Below are 21,107 nucleotides of genomic sequence, written 5' to 3' on the forward strand. Positions count from 1 at the left end.
ACTTCCCCAGGTTCCTTTGCGTACCATAGGGTTAATGCAATTAATTAAGTGAGGCATGATGAAGCGCGTCGTGATCACCGGTCTGGGCGTTGTGTCCAGCATCGGCAACAACGCAGAGGAAGTGCTGGCGTCCCTGAAAGCCGGTAAGAGCGGTATCTCCCATTCCCAACAGTTCGTTGAACAGGGGCTGCGGTCCCAGGTTTGGGGTGATGTGAAGCTGGATATCAGCGAGCACATCGACCGTAAAGCCATCCGCTTTATGGGTGAAGCCGCCGGTTATGCCTACATTGCCATGGAGCAAGCCATCGCGGACGCGGGCCTTTCTGAAGAGCAGGTGTCCAATATCCGTACCGGCATCGTTGCCGGCTCCGGTGGCGCCTCCAGCAAGAACCAGAGCCTGGCCATCGACACCCTGCGCGAGAAAGGCGTCAAGCGTGTTGGCCCCTACATGGTGCCGCGCACCATGTCGTCCACCGTCTCTGCCTGCTTGGCCACTCCCTTTAAAATAAAGGGCGTGAACTACTCCATCAGCTCTGCCTGCTCCACCTCTGCCCACTGTATCGGCCACGCTGCCGAGCTTATCCAACTGGGTAAACAGGACGTGGTGTTTGCCGGTGGCGGTGAAGAAGTGGATTGGACCCTGGCCATGATGTTCGACGCCATGGGCGCCTTGTCTACCAAGTACAACGACACCCCAGACAAAGCCTCCCGAACCTATGACGCCGACCGCGACGGTTTCGTGATTTCCGGTGGCGGCGGCATGGTGGTGGTGGAAGAACTGGAACACGCCCTGGCCCGCGGCGCCAAGATTTACGCCGAAATCGTTGGCTACGGTGCCACCTCCGACGGCTACGACATGGTCGCCCCCAGCGGTGAAGGCGCCCTGCGCTGCATGCAGATGGCCATGCAGGGTGTGGACGGTGCTATCGACTACATCAACACCCACGGCACCTCCACCCCGGTGGGTGACGTTAAAGAGCTGGAAGCCATTCGCACCCTCTTTGGTGACAAGGTACCGGCCATCTCCGCCACCAAGGCCATGACCGGCCACGCCCTGGGCGCCGCTGGTGTGCACGAGGCCATTTACTCGCTGCTGATGATGGAACACGGCTTTATCGCCCCGTCCGTCAACATCGAGAACCTCGACGAGAAAGCCGACGGCATGCCGGTTATCCGCGCTGCCACCGACGCCAAACTGGATGTGGTGATGTCCAACAGCTTCGGCTTTGGCGGCACCAACGCCTCTCTGGTCATGAAACGCTTCCAGGGCTAAGGCTCCCTAAAAGGCCGGTTTGGGGTAGACTCACCTCAAACCGGTTTTTTTGTGCCTCGATTATGCTCACTATCCTTGCTGACGGCCTGATGCCGTTGGTTGACGAACTCTTCTCAGAGTTCGGTACCATCCTGCGTTTTGACGGGCGAATGCCCAGCCCCGAGCAGCTTGCCAAGGCCGATGTGCTGCTGGTGCGCTCTGTCACCAAAGTCGATGCTGCCTTGCTGGCCCAAGCGCCCAAGCTGCGCTTTATTGGCTCCGCCACCATAGGCACCGACCATCTCGATATTAAAACCATTGAAGAAAAAGGCCTTTTTTGGACGGCGGCCCCCGGCTGCAACGCCGACGCCGTGGCCGACTACGTGCTGTCGGCGGTGCTGAACTGGCAGACGATGACCGGCCGGGACCTGCCGGCCTTGACCGTCGGTATTGTCGGCGTCGGAAATATTGGCTCTCGGCTGTCTAGACGGCTAAATGCGCTGGGTGTTAAGGTGCTGTGCTGCGACCCGCCAAAGGCCGAGCCAGGCTTTATCTCCCTGACTGAGATGTTGCCGCAGGTGGACGTGCTTACCCTGCATGTACCGGGAGGGAGCGCCACCCACAAGATGCTGGGTGCCGATACCCTTGCGGCCATGAAGGACGGGGCGCTGCTCATCAACAGTTGCCGTGGCAGCGTGGTGGATAACGCCGCTTTGGTGAGCTGGCTTGAAGCGGGCCGTGGTGAAGCGGTGCTGGACGTATATGAAACCGAGCCCGATTTTGATACAAGGCTGCTAGGCCTTGCTCGCTGGCTGACCCCGCATATCGCCGGGCACAGTATCGAAGGCAAGCGCCGCGGCACCTGGATGCTCTACGAGGCCCTTTGCCGCCATCAGGGTCTTTCGCCCAGCGGCCACTTTGGCAACTGGCTGCCGGCCCCGGCGGTAACACATGTGACCGGCACCTTGGCCGAGGTGCGGCGCCTGGGCAACCTGGTGTATGACATCCGCGACGATGACGCCTGGTTTCGACAAGGCCTGTTGGCCGGTAAAACCTTTGATGTGCTGCGCCGCAGCTACCCGAAACGCCGGGAGTGGGGCAGCCTTGACACCACATTTGTAGAAGACGGCGCCAAGGTGTGGGCCTTGGCGTCCCATTGACGAGGTAATGATGACAATCAACGTGGCAATCCTGGGCGCCTCGGGCGCCGTCGGTGACACCCTGCTGGAACTGCTGGAAGAGCGCGACTTCCCGGTCGGCGAACTTTTCCTGCTGGCCTCCAGCCGCTCTGCTGGCCAGACTCGTCAATTCAAGGGCAAGAGCCTTGTCATCGAAGACGTTGAGAACTTCGACTGGTCCCAGGTGGAGTTGGCGTTTTTCTCTGCCGGCGGCAGCGTATCGAAACGTTGGGCGCCCATTGCCGCCGATGCCGGTGTGTTGGTGGTGGATAACACTTCCGAATTCCGCTATCAGCCGGAGATCCCGCTGGTGGTGCCGGAAGTGAACCCCGAAGCCATTGCCGATTATCGCAACCGCAACATCATTGCCAACCCCAACTGCTCCACCATCCAGATGCTGGTGGCGTTGAAGCCTATCCACGACCGTTACCAGATCACCCGCATTAACGTCTCCACTTACCAAGCCACCTCCGGCGCTGGCCACAGCGCCATGGAAGAGCTGGCCAAGCAGACCGCCGACGTGCTGAGCGGCCGCCCGGTCGAGCCCAGCAAGTTTCCCAAGCAAATCGCCTTTAACTGTCTGCCGCAGATTGATGTCTTCCAAGACAACGGTTTCACCAAGGAAGAGATGAAGATGCACTGGGAAACCCAGAAAATCCTGGGTGACGACAACGTCGCGGTAAACGCCACCTGCGTGCGGGTGCCCGCGTTTTACGGCCACGCCGAAGCGGTGCACCTGGAAACCGCCCAGCCGGTGGATGTTGACGAAGTTAAAGAGTTGCTGGTGCAGGCCCCTGGGGTCGAATTGGTGCCGGACGCCGATTATCCCACCCAAGTCACCCATGCTGCCGGCCAGGACACGGTCTTTGTCAGCCGGGTGCGAGCCGACTTTACTCACCCTAACGGATTGAATCTGTGGGTGGTGGCCGATAACGTCCGCAAAGGGGCAGCCACCAACAGTGTGCAGATAGCCGAATACTGGCTCGCCAACTATCGATAGGCAAAACCGCCCCACGGGGCGGTTTTTTGTTATTGGCGGACTGTTACAGCCTTGTTTATGATAGCTTCGTTCTGACAATTACAATTAAGGGCTCACAAGGAGTCCCGGGGATCGGCATGAAACTATCAAGGACTGCTGCCTTGGTCTTGGCTGCTGGACTTAGCACCCAAGCGCTTGCACTGGAATTGGGGGAGCTGAAGGTCAGCTCCGCCTTGAATCAACCATTTTCCGCCAGGCTCGAACTGGTTGGCCCGGAAGCGGTAGACCCGGCCAACGTCAGTATTGACCTGTCAGCTCGCCAGGCTTTTGAGCCCAAAGGCCAGCGGGTACAACTGCGGGTGACCAATGTGGTCTCCGAAAAGGGCCGGCGCTATCTGGTGCTGAGCTCCAATGACGCCATCTCGGCGCCTTTTGTGTCGTTGCAGGTCCAAGTGGGCGGCTTACCGCAAGGTAGCGTCAGCAATGATTACGATCTGCTGCTGGACGACAAGCCGGGCAACAGCATGCCGGTATTGCCACAAGACGACACGGCGATCGCCAGCAGCCCGCAAGGCGCGGTGCAAAGCACGCCGTCTGTCACCGTCAATGCTCCGGCCACGGCCAGCCAGCTGACTGGCAGCAACACCCCAGCCAGCAGCACCAAGGGCGCTGGCGGCAAGATTTACGGGCCTATTTCACCCACCGATACCCTGTGGAGCATTGCCAACCGGCTGCGCCCCGGCACCGGTGTGTCGGTTTATCAGGTGATGATCGCCATCCAGCGTAAAAACCCCGAAGCCTTCTTGGATGGTGACATCAACCGTCTGGTCAAAGGTTCCGTGCTGCGTGTGCCGACCCTTACCGAAGTCGAGGCGGTCGATGCTGGCGAAGCCCGTAGCCGCTTTGTCAAAGGCACCCATGACGAGCCAGCGCCAACTACTACCACGGCCAAAGCGCCGGTAGCCAAGGCGCCTGTCAAAACCGCCGCTGCTGCCGACACGGCGCCGGCTGTGGTCAAGGCGGCCAGCAAAGGGCCCAAGGTGGACGAGTCCTTGGTGCAAACCAAGCTCAACGAGCAGGCCCAGCGTCACGCCGACGAAATGGAGCAACTGCGTAAAGAGCTCTCTTCCAGCACCGACAACCTTGAGCAGGTTCTGGCTGAAAACCAGCAACTCAAGACCCGCGTCAACCAAATGATGGAAGAGCTCAAGAGCCTGCAACAACAGCTGGCCGACGAGGCCAAGTTGCAAGACGAGCTGCGCCAGGTTATTGCCAAACAAAACAGCCAGCTCAACCAACCCAAGCCGGTAGAGAAGAGCGCTCTTGAGCAGCTGCTGGGCTCGCCTCTTGGCCTGGGCCTTATCGGCGCCGTTATCGCGCTGCTGGTTGCGGTGTTGATCCTGGTGCTGCGCCGCCGTGGCAAGGCAGAACCTGCGGTTGCCAGTGAAGAGCGTAATTTCTCTGAGCGCCAGCGGCCCCAGCCTGAGCCTGAAGAAGCCGAAATTGCCGCCGCTGCCGCCCTTGCCGGCGCCGCTGTGGGCGCCGCTTCGGCGCAAGAGAACGAAATTGAAGACGACCCGCTTGCCGATGCTTCTCTTGATGACATGCTTCAGTCTCTGCCGGAAGAAGAGCCCACCTTTGAAGACGGCGACACTCTCGCAAGTGGCGATGCCTTCGAAGAAGAAGACGACTTTGCCATCCGCCTGGATGAAGAAGGCGACCTGGACGACTGGCTGGCCAAAGAAGAAGAAACCACTCAGCAGCACCTGGATGAAGCCGAGGCGATGCTGGTGGATGAAGCCGGCGATGACGACCTCGACAGCGCCCTTGCCGAAGCCGAATCCCTGTTAAGCGGGGACGACCTCACCCTCGGCGGCGATGAAACGCCGGTAATGACTGAGGAGCTGGATGAGCAAAACGACAGCGATGTTGAAAGCGCCCTTGACGAGGCCGAAGAGCTGTTGGCCGGCGATGACGCCATGGATGACGTGGAAGCATTGGCCTTTGACGATGCCGAGCAAGCGTCTGATTTTGACGCTGAGCCGGAGCAAGAAGCCGCGCCTGCTAACAGCCTAGATGACCAGTTGACCTCTGATGCCGTTGATGCTCCCCTGATTGCCGAAGCCGAAGCCGAAGCCGAAGCCGAAGCCGAAGCCGAAGCCGAAGCCGAAGCCGAAGCCGAAGCCGAAGCCGAAGCCGTGAGCGAAGCAGAAGCAGAGCCCGAGCTCACCGCCACCGCCGCGGATAATGAGCCGGAATTTGAGACCGAAGACGACGAGCTTATCGGTAGTCTCGAAGACGAGCCGCACGCGCCGGAAGAAGAAGCCCTGCACCTTGGCGAAGCCAGCCTGCCGCTCACCGACACCTTGGAAGACAGCGAAGAGGCTAAGGCCGAAGAGGCGCTGGAAGATGAGCTGGACTTTGGCGACCTTGAGCTTGGCGATGACGATGTCAGCTTGAGCGAAGATGGCCTCAGCGCCGCCGATGCCGACGCCAACACCGCAGAGCTGGAAGGGGATTTCGATTTCTCCGATTTCGAGGCCGATGATGAAGGCGACGGCGACTTGCTGCTGGCTGAATCTGCCACCGGTGAAGACGATGTGTTGCCGGGCGAGCTGCCGCTGGCTGAGGGTCTGGCCGAAGGTGACGACGAAGACAGCCTCGTCCTCGATGAAGCCGAACTTGACGGCAAAGACGTCACCTTGAGTGACGCGGCCCTGCTGGCAGGCGAAGAAGCCGCGCTTGATGGCCTGGATGACGACGACTTCGATTTTTCAAAAATGGACATGGCAGACGAGGACGAACTGGTCCTTGGCGACGATGACCTGGAAGGCGACGACCTCGATCTGAGCTTTGAAGGGTTGGACGACGTGTCAGACGAGCTGCCTTCCCTTGAAGCCGATGACAAATGGTCTGCCGAGAACTCCCTGAGCTGGGAAGCGCCCAAGGTGGATGCCCCTGAAGCTAAACCGGTCGAAAGCGCCTTGCAAGGCGACGGCCTGGAATGGCAAGGCAGTGACGTTAAAACCGATGGCAAGGACGAGTTCATCGACATCGACGAGCTGATGAAAGACAGCGAAGGGGACTTGTCAGAAGAAGACCCTTACAACGAGTGGTCTTTGGATCTCGACATGCAGGGCTACGAAGGCCTGGTGGGTAAAGGTGACGACGCAGAAGACGGCCTGATGGCCTCTAAGCTCGACCTGGCCCGCGCCTACATGGAGATTGACGACCAGGCCTCGGCCCGGGAACTGCTGGACGAAGTGCAGTCCAAAGGCTCCGAGGACGAGAAAGCCGAAGCCGTTAAACTGCTGGGGCGCCTTAGCTGAGCGCAGCTGACCTAGAAAAAGCGGTGGCCGATGCCACCGCTTTTTGTTTATGGCTATAATGCCCGGCCTGATTTAAGCACGAGAACAACTATGCGCATCGCCCTTGGCATCGAGTACGACGGTAGCCGTTACTACGGCTGGCAACGCCAGCAGGAAGTGGACAGCGTGCAAGCGCAGCTGGAAGCGGCCATCAGTAAGGTTGCCAATGAGCCGGTAGAGATCTTCTGCGCCGGCCGTACCGATGCCGGTGTCCATGGCACTGGGCAGGTGGTGCATTTTGACACCAATGCCGTGCGAGGGGAGGGCGCCTGGACCCTGGGGCTCAACTCCAACCTGCCGGACGATATCGCCGTGCGCTGGGCGATGCCGGTCAAGGATGATTTTCATGCCCGCTTCTCGGCCACCGCCCGGCGTTATCGCTACATCATCGTCAACCAGCCCTACCGGCCAGGCCTTTTGCGCCATGGGGTGACCCACTACCACCGGCCGCTGGATGAAAAGGCCATGCACCGCGCCGCCCAGGCGCTGCTGGGAGAGCAGGATTTCACCAGCTTTCGCGCCATTCAGTGCCAGTCCAACACCCCTTTTCGTAACGTGATGAAGGTCTCTGTGGGCCGCTTTAACCATTACGTGGTGGTGGATATCCAGGCCAACGCCTTCTTGCACCATATGGTGCGCAATATCGTCGGCACCTTGCTAAAAGTCGGTGACGGGGAGTTGCCTGAGTCGGCCATTGCCGAGCTGCTGGCGCTCAAAGATCGCAACCTGGCACCGGCCACGGCGCCGTCCAACGGCTTGTACTTGGTAGAAGTGAGCTACCCGGCGCAATTTGGCCTGCCAGCGCCTCAGCCGGGTCCGCTGTTCCTGCCCGACCCCCTCAGCTGACCAGTTTTTGCTAAAACCTGCGGCTTATCTATGATTTAATGCCGTGAGTTATAAGGTTTCCGTGGCTCTTACAGGTGTCTTATGAGCTGGATTGAAAAGATCCTCAATAAAACCAAAAATGTTTCCCAAGATCGCAAAAACATCCCGGAAGGGGTGTGGACCAAATGCGATTCGTGCGACCAAATTCTTTACCGCGCCGAGCTCGAGCGTAACCTCGAAGTGTGCCCCAAATGCGACCATCACATGCGCATCAAGGCCCGCGCTCGCCTGGACAGCTTCCTCGACCAAGACGGCCGTGAAGAGCTGGCGGGCGATCTTGAGCCGCAGGACGTATTGAAGTTTCGCGACTCCAAAAAGTACAAAGACCGCATCGTTGAAGCCCAGAAGAAAACCGGCGAGAAAGACGCCCTTATCGTTATGAAAGGGCAGCTCAAAGGCCTACCGGTGGTTGCGGCGAGCTTTGAATTTGACTTTATGGGCGGCTCCATGGGTTCTGTGGTGGGTGCACGTTTCGTGCGCGCCGTGGAAACCTGTATCAAGGAAAACCGCGCCATGGTGTGCTTCTCGGCTTCCGGTGGCGCCCGTATGCAAGAAGCGCTGATGTCGCTGATGCAAATGGCCAAAACCTCCGCTGCCCTGGCGCGCCTGACCGATAAGGGCCTGCCCTTTATCTCGGTACTGACCGACCCCACCATGGGCGGTGTGTCGGCGTCTTTTGCCATGCTGGGTGATATCCACGTGGCCGAGCCCAAAGCCCTTATCGGTTTTGCCGGCCCCCGGGTGATTAAACAGACGGTGCGCGAAGACTTGCCTGAAGGCTTCCAACGTTCTGAATTCCTGGTGGAAAAGGGTGCTATCGACATGATCGTCGACCGCCGTCAGATGCGTGATACAATCGCCCGTCTGCTGGCCAAGTTGATGGGGCAGCCCAGCACCGAGTCGGCTGCCTGAGGGCATTGAAAGAATGACCATCTTTTCTGGCCAGTCCCTTGCGGACTGGCTTTTTCATTTAGAGAACCTGCACCAGAGCGCCATTGATATGGGGCTGGAACGGGTACGCAGCGTCGCTGACGACGCAAAACTGCTGCCACTGCCCGCTAAAACCTTGCTGGTGGGCGGCACCAACGGCAAAGGCACCACCTGTGCCATGCTCGAAGCCATGTTGATGGCGGCAGGTTACTCGGTGGCGGTGTACAGCTCGCCGCACCTTATCGATTACCGCGAAAGGCTCAGGGTCAATGGCAAGATGCTCAGCGAAGCCGAGCATTGCCAGGCCTTTGCCGCCATTGAGCAGGCGCGCGGCCAAACCAGCCTGACCTATTTTGAGTTCTCCACCTTGGCTGCTCTGTGGCTGTGCCACCAGCACCCCCTTGATGTGGTGATTTTGGAAGTGGGCCTCGGCGGGCGCCTGGACGCGACCAACATCGTCGATGCCGATGTGGCGGTGGTAACCAGTATCGATTTGGACCACCAAGCCTTTTTGGGCAACACCCGCGAGTCGGTGGCCCGTGAAAAGGTGGGTATTGCCCGCCACGGCAAGCCGCTGGTGTGCGGCGAGCCGCAGCCGACCGCGGTCTTTTTGGAAGAAGTGCTGCGTATCGGCGCGCGCCTAAAATGGGTGGGCCGCGATTTTCATTATGAGGACCAAGGCCTTAGCTGGACCTTTAACGGCCAGGACTATGCCAGGCCCTCGCTGCCGCTACCCAATGCGGCAACGGCGCTGCAAACCCTGGCGCTGCTGGGCCTTGAGGTACCGGTTGATGCTATCAACCAAGGATTGTCCCAGGCGCGGTTGCCAGGGCGAATGCAGGTGCTTGGCCGCTCGCCGCTGGTGCTGGCCGATGTGGCCCACAATCCTCATGCCGCCCGTTATCTCAACGCCGAGCTTGAGCGCCGCTACCCCGGTAAGGTTATTCATGGGGTGTGCGCCATGCTCTCGGATAAAGACATTGCCGGCACCTTGGCCGAAATGAATGCGATAAGCTGCTGGTATCCGGCCGAGTTGCCCGGGGTTGGCCGCGCTGCCCCTGCGGCAACCCTTGGCAAGCTGCTGGGTAAGGACAAGACCTTTGCCGATGTAAAAACGGCCCTGCAAGCTGCCATTAAGGTGGCCGGGCCCGACAGCGTGGTCATTGTGTTTGGTTCCTTTTACACTGTGGCTCAGGTTTTGCCCGTGGGGGAGTGAAGTGGCAAGTTCGATTACCAACCGCATTGTTGGCACCGTGGTGCTTTTGGCTCTGGCCGCCCTTATCGTGCCGGAGCTGTTAAAAGAGCCCCAGGCGCCCACGCCTGAAAAGTTCGAGGTGATACCGCTGCGCCCGGAGCTGGGCGAAGCGCCAAAGCCTGCCACCTATCCGGCCGATGCACTGGCAACTACCCAAGAGGTGCCCAAGGCAGCACCGTTGCCTGACGATAACCCCAAAGCCGCCGAGCCTACCGAAGCCGAAAAACCTCAGACCGCAGCTGCCAAGAAAGCGATTGACTCAAGCGCACAAAAAACGGCAACGGCGGCGCCAGCGCCGGCTCAGCCAAAAGTGCAAGGGGTCGCTTATGTGGTGCAACTGGGGGCTTTTGGTAATCACCAATCGGCCCTGGATCTCGTTGAAAAGCTCAGAAACAGTGGCTTTAAGGCGTTTTTGGTCCAAGAGAACGGTTTGTCCAAAGTGCTGGTAGGGCCGGAAGCCGATCGCAGCCGTCTGGAAGGGCAGCTGGCCAAGCTCAATGCCGCCAGTGGCCTTAAGGGGCGCATATTCCAATATGACCCGCTTCAGTAAATTGACCACAGGCCCTTGGTCTGGGTTAGAATACGCCGCCTTTCAAATCTAAACGTTTGCGTGACTGGATGAATTGGGTCGACATCGCGATTTTGGTCATCATTGGCCTTTCTGTATTGATAAGCCTGGTTAGGGGCTTTGTGCGGGAGGCCATGTCGCTGGTGGTATGGGTAGCGGCTTTTTTCGTCGCCAGCGCTTTTTACAGCAAACTGGCCGTGCTTTTCACCAGCCTGGACGACCCCCTTATTCGAAACGCAGTGGCCATCGTGCTGCTGTTTGTGGTGACCCTGTTCTTGGGGAGCCTCTTGACCTACATTATTGGACAACTGGTAGATAAAACCGGCCTGACCGGTTTTGATCGGCTGCTGGGCATGATCTTCGGAGCCTTGCGCGGGGTGCTGGTTGTTGCCGCCTTACTGTTTGCCGTAGACAGCTTCACCACGTTATCCGACTCCACCTGGTGGAAGTCATCCAAACTCATTCCCGAGTTTGGGGTGGTGGTGCAGTGGTTTTTTGAATACCTGCAAGCAAGCTCCAGCTTTTTGCCCAAAGGCTAACGCCTTAACCGAGAGGAACGAAACATGTGTGGTATCGTCGGTATCGTTGGTAAGTCCCCGGTCAACCAATCCATCTACGATGGCCTGACCGTACTCCAACACCGCGGACAGGATGCTGCTGGTATTGTGACCATTTCAAACAATACCTTCCGTCTGCGCAAAGCCAACGGACTGGTTAAGGATGTCTTTGAGCGCCGCCATATGGAGCGTTTGTCCGGTAATATTGGCCTTGGACATGTGCGCTATCCCACCGCTGGCTCGTCTTCCAGTGCTGAAGCCCAGCCTTTTTATGTCAACTCTCCCTTTGGTATTGCTGCTGCCCACAACGGCAACCTGACCAACGCCAAAGAGTTGCAGGAAAGCCTCTTTAAAGAAGCGCGCCGCCATATCAACACCACCTCCGATTCCGAGGTGCTGCTGAACGTATTTGCCCACGCCCTGACCTCCTGCACCGCCATTTCCCTGCAGCCTGAAGACATCTTCAAGGCTGTTAGCGAAACTCACCGCCGCTGCCGCGGCGCCTATGCGGTGATGTCCCTTATCATCGGCCACGGCCTGGTGGCCTTTCGAGATCCTTACGGTATTCGCCCGCTGGTACTGGGCCGCCGTGAAGGTGCCGAAGGGGTTGAGTACATGGTGGCGTCCGAGTCTGTGGCGCTGGACGTCGTAGGTTTTGAGTTCATGCGTGACGTGGCTCCCGGCGAAGCGGTGTACATCACCGAAGACGGCGAGCTGTTCACCCAGCAATGCGCCGACAACCCGGTTCACTGCCCCTGTATTTTCGAGTACGTCTATTTTGCTCGCCCTGACTCCACCATCGACGGCATCTCCGTTTATGCCGCGCGGGTGCACATGGGCCGCAAGCTGGGCGAGAAAATCAAGAAAGACTGGAGCGACCTGGATATCGACGTGGTGATCCCCATCCCGGAGACCTCCAACGACATCGCCCTGGAAATCGCCAGCGTGCTCAACCTGCCGTACCGCCAGGGCTTTGTGAAGAACCGCTATATCGGCCGTACCTTCATCATGCCCGGCCAAACCATCCGTCGTAAGTCGGTGCGCCGTAAGCTGAACGCCATCAACGCCGAATTTAAAGGCAAGAACGTGCTGTTGGTGGACGACTCCATCGTGCGTGGCACCACCTCCGAGCAGATCATCCAAATGGCCCGCGACGCCGGTGCCAACAAGGTGTATTTCGCGTCGGCGGCGCCGGAAGTGCGTTTCCCCAACGTCTACGGTATCGACATGCCTTCTGCCAACGAGCTGATCGCCCACGGCCGGGAAGTGGATAACATTTGCGACCAAATCGGTGCCGATGGCCTTATCTTCCAGTCTATTCCCGACTTGATTGATGCGGTGCGCCAGGAAAACCCGGCCGTGCAGCAGTTCGAAACCTCGGTGTTTGATGGTGCCTACGTTACCGGTGACGTCGACCAGGCCTATCTGGACGCGCTGGACAAAGCACGCTCAGAAAAAGCCAAAATCAAGCAGGCCAATGTCGAGGACCCCAACCTCGAGCTTCATAACGAAGACGCCTAAGAAAAAGCGGCCTGCGGGCCGCTTTTTTTATCCGTATATCGATGCAAATCCCAGCCCCCAAATGAGCCCCATAACCCCAAGTAAGGTAACCAGTAATACCAACCCCAATGTTACCAAGGCATTGGCGAAGATAACCCCTCGCTCGTGCGGAATACGCATCATGATAGGCACGCCCAGATACATCAGGTAAATGGCGTACACCGCGCCAGCCAAACCCGCCAAGATAACAAACCAGGGCGCAGGGTAGAGCAATGCCAGCCCCACCATGAACAGCGGGGTGACGGTAAAAACGACCAGTTCCAGCGTTTGCAGGAATGACGCTTGGGCGCGTAGGTTGCTCGCCATCCATTTGGCCACCCAGGCTTGCAAAAACACCGTACCTATCAACAAAAGATAAATGCTGCTGGTCATCACAAGGGCGTGGCCCTTTAGCAGCCTCACCGGCCCTCCATCCCAACGCTGCCAACCGATCTCACTAACCGAGTAATAAGCACAGGTAGCGGGTATCAATGCCATCAGCAGCAAGTGCAACAGGCTACGCGCGGGGCCTGCCTGCTGTTGGTCAAGCAGGTGCCACTGTTCCTTGGGGTGGGCGTAAAAGCCCCAAATATGGCGTAAGAACATGCAGACTAAACCCTATGGGTTGGGTGGCCGGAGGAGTTGCCCTATTGGCGCAAACTGGGCGACATGACGTTAGACTTGATTGTAACAAAAATGTTTATTTTTGGTGATTTTAATGCGCCTTTGGGTTCTTGTTTTTCTGGTGCTCGCTGGATGCCAGAGCACAATGCAAGAGCGGCCCAGGGAAGTGCCACATGTGCTTTGGCAAGATGACGCCTTTAGTGTCAAGCCTGAGCTTGTTTCCCCTCAAGTGCTGTTTCAAGTGCCTCAGGCCTTGACGACGTTGCTGGATGATTCACGGCAAGACATCGACAGGGCAAAGCGGCTTCAGACATTGCTGACGTTGCTTTTTAAAGATCTCGATGCGCCTATCCGCTATCACGCCGATATGAACTTCACCCCCTCACAAACCTTGGAACACCGGTTAGGTAATTGTTTGTCGTTGGCAATTTTTACGGCCGTGGCGGCGCGCTACTGGCAATTGCCGGCCCAAGTGCAAAGTGTGGCTATTGCGCCCAGATGGATGCGAAATGGTGACCTGGTGACCCTGTCAAAACACGTTAATGTCAGGGTCAAAACCCAGGACTTGGGGGATAACAATGTCATTGGCGAGAACGGTTACCGGGTGGTGGATTTTCAGCAAGGCTATGAGCGTTACCGGTTACGGGCGAAGCCCATCAGTGACCAGCAAGCAACAGCACTTTTTTATCATAATCAATCCGTTAACTGGCTTGTCGAGGAGCGTTATTCAGAAGCTTATTGGGCCGCCAAGGCGTCGCTGATGACAAACCCTGAAAACGAAACCCTGAATCTTTTAGGGGTAATTTACCGCCGCAGCGGCCTGCCGGAAGCCGCTGAGGCGGTATACCGCTATGTACTGCGTTTTGATGGCAACGACGCATCTGTCTGGCAGAACCTCTCAGTACTGCTCAATGCCCAAGGGCGCACATTGGAGGCCGCCAGTGCCAAAGCGAACGCAGTGCGGTTGATGCCTGACAACCCCTTCGATTTTATTGACCAAGCCGAACAGTTGCTGGCCGAAGGCCATGTGGCCAAAGCGAAAGCCCTGTATGAAAAAGCCTTGGAAATAGACGACATCAACGAGGAAGCGTTGTGGGGAATGGCAAAGTGCTACTACTTGTCAGGGCAGTCACACCTGGCCGGGCGCTTTGCTGAAAAGGCCTTATTGTTGGCCAGTACGCCAGAGATCCATGACCGCATTTTGCGGTGGAAGGAGACCTACCTATAAACCACTAAGCCTAGTTGCGGCTTTTACGTGTTGCCAATCGGCGTGTTGCTTTTGATAACAACATCAAAACATCGATAAAACCTTTGCCGGTGAATGCCTCTTTTTCGTCTCCCGGTAGCTAGCTTTGCCCCTTAGCTAGAAACCGCGTCTCGATGGAGTGAGCATCATGGTAAAAGTCCGTTCAATTTGTGCTGTCATTACCCTGTTTCTTTCCCTCCTGCCTGCTGCCAGTTACGGCGAATCCCTTCATGTCAGCATCTTGCCCACCTATATCGGTGCCGATACTGACCGAGGTACCGACAACAGTGGCTTTGGGGTAAGGGCGATTTATGGCTGGTCCAGTGATGAGCACTGGGTGTGGGAAGCGCAGGCTTTCTACAACGTGCTGGAAACAGACCAAGACGATTTCACCGATTTCTACCAGACCGGCCTTGGCCTGGATGTCCGCTACAACTTCAGCTCCGACTACGGCGCAACCCCCTACGTGCTGGCTGGCCTTGGGCTGACCCGCAATGACGTGGTGCCCGACAGCAACGATAAAACCGCGGTTTTTGGCAACGCCGGCTTTGGCCTGGTGTTCAAGGAATTTGGCGGCACCCGCATAAAGGTCAGGACCGAATTCCGCCTCCTGTACGACACCTTCCAAGACAACTACCTCGACTGGCAATTGGGCCTGGGATTTGAGTTCCCGCTGCGCTAAGGAGAGCCGTCATGCGATATCAAGCCAAGGAGCTGTGGGTCCTCAAAAGCCTTATTTTCGCCCTTTGCCTGGGTCTGTTGACCGCCTGCAGTGCTGGCGGTGATGGCAGCGGCGGCTCGGACGGCGGCGGTAACCCCGCGCCAACCCTGGACGCCGATGGTGATGGTGTACCCGACAACCTCGATAACTGCACCAATGTCGCCAACCCCGACCAACAGGACACCGACGGTGATGGCCTGGGCGATGCCTGTGACAGTAGCTCTCCTTCGCCCGGCATCGATGCCGATGGTGACGGCGTCCCTGACAACCTCGACAACTGCACCAATGTCGCCAACCCCGACCAGCTCGACAGCGATGGCGATGGCCTGGGGGATGCCTGCGATAACGACATCGACGGCGACGACATTGCCAACAGCGTCGACAACTGCCCGGCGGTCGCCAACCCTGACCAACTGGACAGCGACGGCGACGGTATTGGCGATGCCTGTGATACCGGCACCGACACCGATGCTGACGGCGTGGCCGATGCCGCCGATAACTGCCCGGCCGTCGCCAACCCGGATCAACTAGACACCGATGGTGATGGCCAGGGCAACGCCTGTGATACCGACGATGACGGCGACAACGTTGTCGACACCAGCGACAACTGCCCGCTTGTTGCCAACGCCAGCCAATTGGATACCGACGGTGATGGCCTAGGGGATGCCTGCGACAACGATGACGACGGCGACGGCATCACCGACGATCTTGATAACTGCGCCATGGTGGCCAACCCCACCCAGGCCGATAGCGACGGCGACGGTATTGGCGATGCCTGTGACAACGACGGCGACTCTGACGGCGACGGCGTGGGCGATGCCCTCGACAACTGCCCCTCGGCCACCAATGCCAATCAACTGGATACCGACGGTGATGGAGTAGGTGACGCCTGTGACGCCGACGACGACGGTGACGGTGTTGTCGATGCTGCCGACAACTGCCCGCTGGTGGCCAACGCCTCCCAGCTTGACACCGACGGCGACGGCCTCGGTGATGTCTGTGACAGTGATGACGACGGCGATGGCGTCTTGGACGGTACCGATAACTGCCCGCTGGCAGCCAACGCCGACCAATTGGATAGCGATGGCGACGGCATAGGCGACAGCTGCGATAACAACACCGACACCGATGGTGATGGTTTGGATGACGGCATCGATAACTGCCCGGCCATTACCAACAGCGACCAAGCCGACCTTGACAGCGATGGCGTCGGTGACGCTTGCGACACCGACATGGACGCCGACGGTATCGCCAATGGCTCCGATAACTGCCCCATCAACAGCAATGCCGACCAACTGGACACCGACGGTGACGGCAGCGGTGATGTCTGTGACGCTGACGACGATAACGACACCGTGCTCGATGCCAGTGATAACTGCCCCCTGGTGGCCAATACCAACCAGTTGGACACCGATGGCGACGGTGTCGGCGATGCCTGTGACAGCGACGATGACAACGACGGCGTGGCGGATGCCAGCGACAACTGCCCGCTGGTTGCCAACGCCGCCCAGACCGACACCGACGGTGACGGCGCCGGCAATGCCTGTGACAGCGACGACGACGGCGACGGCGTCGATGACAGCACGGACAACTGCCCACTGGTTGCCAACGCCGCCCAAACCGACACCGACGGTGACGGTATAGGCGATGCCTGTGACAGCAACACCGACAGTGATGGTGACGGCCTGCCTGATGCCAGTGATAACTGCCCGGCGGTAGCCAACGCCAACCAGGCGGACCTCGATGGCGATGGCATTGGTGATGCCTGCGATACCGACCTGGATGGCGACGGTATCGCCAACGCCACCGACAACTGCCCGCTGATAGCCAACGCGTCGCAGCTCAACAGCGACGGTGACGCCCTGGGCGATGCATGCGACGAAGATGACGACGGCGACGGCGTTCAGGATGATGCCGACAACTGCCCGCTTATCGCCAATGCCAGCCAACTGGATACCGATGGCGATGGCATTGGTGATGCCTGCGACGGTGACGACGACGGTGATGGGGTGCTGGATGTTGCCGACAACTGCCCAATGACCATCAACCCCAGCCAGCTCGATAGCGACAGTGATGGCATCGGCAACGCTTGTGACAGCGATGACGACAACGACGGTTTTATCGACGCGGCCGATAACTGCCCGCTTATCGCCAATGCCAGCCAACTGGATACCGATGGCGATGGCCTGGGTGACGCCTGCGACAGCGATGACGACGGCGACGGCATCAGTGACGGCAGCGATAACTGCCCGCTGGTGGCCAACCCCGGCCAGGCCGATGTCGACGGCGACAGTATTGGTGATGCCTGCGATCCCTTTACCGACAGCGACGGTGACGGGGTTGACGACGCCGCTGACAACTGCCCACTTGTCGCCAATCCTGGGCAGGATGATGCTGATAGTGATGGTGTCGGTGATGCCTGCGATTTCAATAGCGACTTCGACGGTGACGGCCTGGACGACGGTGTAGACAACTGTCCAGCCGACTTTAACCCGGCGCAAATTGATAACGACGGTGACGGCACCGGCGATGTCTGCGACAGCGACGATGATAACGACGGTATCGCCGATGGCGCTGATAACTGCCCGCTGGTGGCCAACAATGGTCAGCTCGACACCGACGGTGACGGCCTGGGTGATGCTTGCGATCCCTTAACCGACTCCGATAACGACGGCATTGCCGACGATCTGGATAACTGCCCGGCGGTAGCCAACAGCGGCCAATCGGATCTCGACAGTGACGGCCTGGGAGACGCCTGCGACGGCGACGACGACGGTGACGGTATTGTCGACATCGCCGATAACTGCCCGCTGACGGCCAACCCCGCTCAGATCGATACCGATGGCGACGGCGCCGGGGATCTGTGTGACACCGATGACGATGGCGACGGTCTCCTTGATGGCAGCGACAACTGCCCGCTGGTGGCCAACCCCAGCCAGCTCGACACCGACAGTGACGGCCTGGGGGATGCCTGCGACAGTGACGACGACGGTGACGGCGTGATGGATACCAGCGACAACTGCCCGTTACTGGCCAACCCCGCCCAAGTCGACACCGATGGTGATGGCGTGGGCAACGCCTGTAGTAACGATGATGACGGCGACGGCGTCGACGACAGCTCGGATAACTGCCCGCTGGTCGCCAACCCGTCGCAGCTGGACACCGACGGTGATGGTATAGGCGATGCTTGTGACGCCAACACCGACTCCGACGGCGACGGTATCGATGATGGCTTTGACAACTGCCCGCTGGTGGCCAATGCCAGCCAGGCCGACCTCGACAGTGACGGCATAGGTGACGCCTGTGACAGCGATGCCGATGGTGATGGCGTGGATGACGGCACCGACAACTGCCCGCTTATTGCCAACGCCGATCAGACTGACACCGACGGTGATGGCAGTGGTGATGCCTGCGACAGCGACGATGACGGTGACGGTGTGGCTGATAACCTCGACAACTGTCCGCTCATCTTTAACGGCAACCAACTGGACACCGACAGTGACGGTCTCGGCGATGTGTGTGACAGCGACGATGACGGCGACGGCTTTGCCGACAACCTCGACAACTGCCCACTGTTGGCCAATAGCGATCAGTCCGACACCGATGGCGATGGCATAGGTGACGCCTGTGACAGCGACGACGATGGTGATGGGGTGGCCGATAACATCGACAACTGCCCGCTTGTGGCCAACATCAACCAAACCGATACTGACGGTGATGGCCAGGGGGATGCCTGCGACAGCGACGACGACAACGATGGCGTGGCCGATGGGGTGGATAACTGCCCGTTCATCGCCAACCCCTCACAGGTTGACAGCGACGGTGACGGCCTGGGTGATGCCTGCGATTCCCTAAACGACATCGACGGTGACGGTATCGATGATGCTACCGACAACTGCCCGGCCATCATCAATGCCGACCAGGCCGATTTGGACGGTGACGGTATCGGTGATGCCTGCGACACCGACGACGACGGTGACGGTGTGGCCGATGTCTCTGACAACTGCCCGACGGTTGCCAATGCTGACCAGGCCGATGTGGATCTGGACGGCATCGGGGATGCCTGTGACGCCGCCAATGATATCGAGTGTGGGGCCGGCAAGCTGTTTGAGCCCATGGTGGGCACAGGCATCGTTGGCAGCGGTGGCGTGAGGCTTGGCGCCCTGGGGGTTTGCGTTGGGTGCGGTGTTACCAGCCTTGCCAACTTTACCGACACCAATATCGATAATGCCGCCCGCATGAACACCTTGGTAGGGGTATCGGCCTCGGTTTATGCCAGCGCCGAAGACACCGTCAACACCTACACCGGTGCCAAGCGGGTCGGGGTGATGTTGAGCTCGCCCAATGGCCTGCTTAGCCTGTCGCTGCTCACCAACCTGAGTGTGACCACCTACCTTAACGGTGTGGCTCAGGAAACCAGCGACAGTGGCGGTTTGCTGGGCTTGCAACTGCTGGGGCTCCTTAACGACAACACCCGCCAGTTGGTTGTGATTAACACCACCCAGAATTTCGATGAGGTCGAAATCGAGCAGGCGGCCGTGGTTGGAGCCTTGTCGGCTCTGGATCTCTACGCTGTCTGCGTGGCGCCACCAGCCCTGTAATAGAGTTGGTTAGTCAAAGCCCCTCTCTGAGGGGCTTTGTTTTTTTACTTCAAGGAGGAAGTGATGAAAACCGTGATCCTGCTGCTGTTATGCGCGCTGGTATTCCCGGCCCAAGGGCACCGCTATATTCGCTATGACAAGGCGCTCGCCGCCGATTGCCGGCATATCGCCAAGGAAGTGGCGGCCTTGGAGAAAAAGCAAAAGTCCAAGGCCTACAGCAAGCTCAAAAGGCAACTGGCTGAGCAAATGGCCAAGTGGGAATACGCCTGGCACAAGGAAAAATGCCCCCGATATGGGCCGGCCAGCTTGTCCCGACGCTAAGGCTTGATTAGGATCCGCGCTCAGTAAAAAGGAGCGCCCATGGCCATCAGCCTCACAGACTACCAATCTTTGCTCGGCCCCATAGAGGCCTTTTTGGGCTGCCCGACGCCCAAGACCTGGCTGGACGTGGCAACGCAGCCCGAGTCTTTACCGCTGCTGCTGGTGGACCATTGCAACTGTGAGCTAAAAGCGGCTCAAACCGCCATTTGGCTTATCCGCCGTTACGCGGTGGACAATGCCAGTGGCAAGGCGCTCTTGGATTGGGTCAAACCCTATGAAGATTTTGTCTACCGCAAGGCCCCCGGGGATTTTGGCGGGGCTAAAAACGCCCTCATTGGCGAGCTTGCCAGTAAAGAGGGCTTTGCCCATGGCGCCGATATCCTCGACAAAATGGTGCGCCTGATTAAAGAAGAGCTGCATCACTTTGAACAGGTATTGGCGCTGATGGACGCCAGAGGCGTGCCCTATCAAACGGTGACGGCAGCCCGTTACGCCAAGGGCCTTATAGGTGCGGTGCGGGACAACGAACCTTGGACCCTGGTGGATAAGCTCATCATTGGCGCCTTTATCGAGGCGCGCTCTTGTGAGCGTTTTGCCAAGTTGGCGCCCTTGCTTGATGAAGACATCGGCCGTTTTTACGTGTCGTTGCTGCGCTCAGAAGCGCGCCACTACCAAGATTACCTGACCCTCGCCCAGCAGGTGGCCGGCACCGATATTAGCGACCGGGTCGCGTATTTTCGGGCACTGGAAGCCGAGCTTATTCAGAGCCCCGACAGCCAGTTTCGTTTTCACAGCGGCGCACCGGCGCCAGCATAAAAACGCGCCTCAATTACAAGGGCTGACATTCGGCGGGCATCCTAGGGTGACTGCGCTGTAAGGCATTATTTCTAAGTAAAAAACCACCTTCTTAGAAGGTGGCTTTGAGAGAAGGCCCCCTAGAAGGGGGCTTTCGTCTTTATGAGCCCGCTGATAGTAGTTCTAGCTGTTCTGACTCTTTCTCTTTTTTCTCTTGGTGACGCACATAAGGTTCTACCCCGTTTCTACGGACGGTTTAATAACGGGGTAGAACCCGGCGCCAGTAGA

16 protein-coding genes are annotated in these 21,107 nt (G+C 58.5%); 15 read left to right on the forward strand and 1 reads right to left on the reverse strand.

The genetic code is table 11. The annotated features are described in order from the left end of the window. Positions 1-58: 58 nt before the first annotated feature. From fabB to purF, 10 genes are all read left to right on the forward strand, one after another. Positions 59-1,273 carry a beta-ketoacyl-ACP synthase I gene (gene fabB, locus AC22G1_RS07655; RefSeq protein WP_487316703.1) on the forward strand — a complete coding sequence of 405 codons (1,215 nt, stop codon included), beginning with the start codon at positions 59-61 and terminating at the stop codon, positions 1,271-1,273. Between the two features lie 62 nt (positions 1,274-1,335). After that, a complete protein-coding gene (locus AC22G1_RS07660; protein WP_487316228.1) occupies positions 1,336-2,412 on the forward strand; it encodes a 4-phosphoerythronate dehydrogenase in 1,077 nt (358 codons plus the stop codon). 7 nt (positions 2,413-2,419) lie between these two features. Then, positions 2,420-3,430: an aspartate-semialdehyde dehydrogenase gene (locus tag AC22G1_RS07665; protein ID WP_487316229.1), complete on the forward strand. Its 1,011-nt coding sequence runs from the start codon at positions 2,420-2,422 to the stop codon at positions 3,428-3,430. Between the two features lie 116 nt (positions 3,431-3,546). Then, complete coding sequence (locus AC22G1_RS07670; protein WP_487316230.1) at positions 3,547-6,738, forward strand: FimV/HubP family polar landmark protein; 3,192 nt, start codon at positions 3,547-3,549, stop codon at positions 6,736-6,738. Between the two features lie 90 nt (positions 6,739-6,828). After that, complete coding sequence (gene truA / locus AC22G1_RS07675) at positions 6,829-7,623, forward strand: tRNA pseudouridine(38-40) synthase TruA (protein WP_487316231.1); 795 nt, start codon at positions 6,829-6,831, stop codon at positions 7,621-7,623. 81 nt (positions 7,624-7,704) lie between these two features. Further along, entirely contained in the window at positions 7,705-8,574 is an 870-nt protein-coding gene (gene accD / locus AC22G1_RS07680; RefSeq protein ID WP_050658673.1) for an acetyl-CoA carboxylase, carboxyltransferase subunit beta, read from the forward strand. A 13-nt stretch (positions 8,575-8,587) separates the two neighbouring features. Next, positions 8,588-9,808, forward strand: a complete 1,221-nt coding sequence (gene folC, locus AC22G1_RS07685; RefSeq protein WP_487316232.1) for a bifunctional tetrahydrofolate synthase/dihydrofolate synthase — start codon at positions 8,588-8,590, stop codon at positions 9,806-9,808. A gap of 1 nt (position 9,809) precedes the next feature. After that, positions 9,810-10,397, forward strand: a complete 588-nt coding sequence (locus tag AC22G1_RS07690; RefSeq protein ID WP_487316233.1) for an SPOR domain-containing protein — start codon at positions 9,810-9,812, stop codon at positions 10,395-10,397. A gap of 68 nt (positions 10,398-10,465) precedes the next feature. Beyond that, the gene (locus tag AC22G1_RS07695) at positions 10,466-10,954 is read left to right on the forward strand and encodes a CvpA family protein (RefSeq protein WP_487316234.1); all 489 of its coding nucleotides are present in this window, start codon (positions 10,466-10,468) and stop codon (positions 10,952-10,954) included. 24 nt (positions 10,955-10,978) lie between these two features. Continuing rightward, positions 10,979-12,493, forward strand: a complete 1,515-nt coding sequence (gene purF / locus AC22G1_RS07700; RefSeq protein WP_487316235.1) for an amidophosphoribosyltransferase — start codon at positions 10,979-10,981, stop codon at positions 12,491-12,493. Between the two features lie 27 nt (positions 12,494-12,520). On the opposite strand, the gene AC22G1_RS07705 is transcribed toward purF, so the two are convergent. Continuing rightward, positions 12,521-13,117, reverse strand: coding sequence for a Yip1 family protein (locus AC22G1_RS07705; protein ID WP_487316236.1), 597 nt, complete (start codon positions 13,115-13,117; stop codon positions 12,521-12,523). 112 nt (positions 13,118-13,229) lie between these two features. On the opposite strand from AC22G1_RS07705, the gene AC22G1_RS07710 reads away from it, so the two are divergent. From AC22G1_RS07710 to miaE, 5 genes are all read left to right on the forward strand, one after another. Continuing rightward, positions 13,230-14,363 (forward strand): tetratricopeptide repeat protein, encoded by a 1,134-nt coding sequence (locus tag AC22G1_RS07710; RefSeq protein ID WP_487316237.1) that lies wholly within the window; start codon positions 13,230-13,232, stop codon positions 14,361-14,363. 166 nt (positions 14,364-14,529) lie between these two features. Continuing rightward, on the forward strand, positions 14,530-15,063 hold the full coding sequence (locus AC22G1_RS07715) for an outer membrane beta-barrel protein (RefSeq protein WP_487316238.1): 534 nt from the start codon (positions 14,530-14,532) through the stop codon (positions 15,061-15,063). 11 nt (positions 15,064-15,074) lie between these two features. Beyond that, the gene (locus AC22G1_RS07720) at positions 15,075-19,703 is read left to right on the forward strand and encodes a thrombospondin type 3 repeat-containing protein (RefSeq protein WP_487316239.1); all 4,629 of its coding nucleotides are present in this window, start codon (positions 15,075-15,077) and stop codon (positions 19,701-19,703) included. Between the two features lie 63 nt (positions 19,704-19,766). Beyond that, positions 19,767-20,024, forward strand: coding sequence for a hypothetical protein (locus tag AC22G1_RS07725; protein ID WP_487316240.1), 258 nt, complete (start codon positions 19,767-19,769; stop codon positions 20,022-20,024). A 39-nt stretch (positions 20,025-20,063) separates the two neighbouring features. Further along, positions 20,064-20,840, forward strand: a complete 777-nt coding sequence (gene miaE, locus AC22G1_RS07730; protein ID WP_487316241.1) for a tRNA isopentenyl-2-thiomethyl-A-37 hydroxylase MiaE — start codon at positions 20,064-20,066, stop codon at positions 20,838-20,840. The last annotated feature ends 267 nt before the right edge of the window (positions 20,841-21,107 follow it).

The sequence above is a fragment of the Gallaecimonas zhanjiangensis genome, assembly GCF_057624825.1.

What these genes read in the sequence shown, in the direction of transcription:
- folC (WP_487316232.1), top strand. Translation starts at nt 8,588, where the DNA reads ATGACCATCTTTTCTGGCCAGTCCCTTGCGGACTGGCTTTTTCATTTA.
- miaE (WP_487316241.1), top strand. Translation starts at nt 20,064, where the DNA reads ATGGCCATCAGCCTCACAGACTACCAATCTTTGCTCGGCCCCATAGAG.
- truA (WP_487316231.1), top strand. Translation starts at nt 6,829, where the DNA reads ATGCGCATCGCCCTTGGCATCGAGTACGACGGTAGCCGTTACTACGGC.
- AC22G1_RS07660 (WP_487316228.1), top strand. Translation starts at nt 1,336, where the DNA reads ATGCTCACTATCCTTGCTGACGGCCTGATGCCGTTGGTTGACGAACTC.
- AC22G1_RS07720 (WP_487316239.1), top strand. Translation starts at nt 15,075, where the DNA reads ATGCGATATCAAGCCAAGGAGCTGTGGGTCCTCAAAAGCCTTATTTTC.
- AC22G1_RS07725 (WP_487316240.1), top strand. Translation starts at nt 19,767, where the DNA reads ATGAAAACCGTGATCCTGCTGCTGTTATGCGCGCTGGTATTCCCGGCC.
- AC22G1_RS07670 (WP_487316230.1), top strand. Translation starts at nt 3,547, where the DNA reads ATGAAACTATCAAGGACTGCTGCCTTGGTCTTGGCTGCTGGACTTAGC.
- AC22G1_RS07695 (WP_487316234.1), top strand. Translation starts at nt 10,466, where the DNA reads ATGAATTGGGTCGACATCGCGATTTTGGTCATCATTGGCCTTTCTGTA.
- AC22G1_RS07710 (WP_487316237.1), top strand. Translation starts at nt 13,230, where the DNA reads ATGCGCCTTTGGGTTCTTGTTTTTCTGGTGCTCGCTGGATGCCAGAGC.
- purF (WP_487316235.1), top strand. Translation starts at nt 10,979, where the DNA reads ATGTGTGGTATCGTCGGTATCGTTGGTAAGTCCCCGGTCAACCAATCC.
- accD (WP_050658673.1), top strand. Translation starts at nt 7,705, where the DNA reads ATGAGCTGGATTGAAAAGATCCTCAATAAAACCAAAAATGTTTCCCAA.
- AC22G1_RS07715 (WP_487316238.1), top strand. Translation starts at nt 14,530, where the DNA reads ATGGTAAAAGTCCGTTCAATTTGTGCTGTCATTACCCTGTTTCTTTCC.
- fabB (WP_487316703.1), top strand. Translation starts at nt 59, where the DNA reads ATGAAGCGCGTCGTGATCACCGGTCTGGGCGTTGTGTCCAGCATCGGC.
- AC22G1_RS07665 (WP_487316229.1), top strand. Translation starts at nt 2,420, where the DNA reads ATGATGACAATCAACGTGGCAATCCTGGGCGCCTCGGGCGCCGTCGGT.
- AC22G1_RS07705 (WP_487316236.1), bottom strand. Translation starts at nt 13,117, where the DNA reads ATGTTCTTACGCCATATTTGGGGCTTTTACGCCCACCCCAAGGAACAG.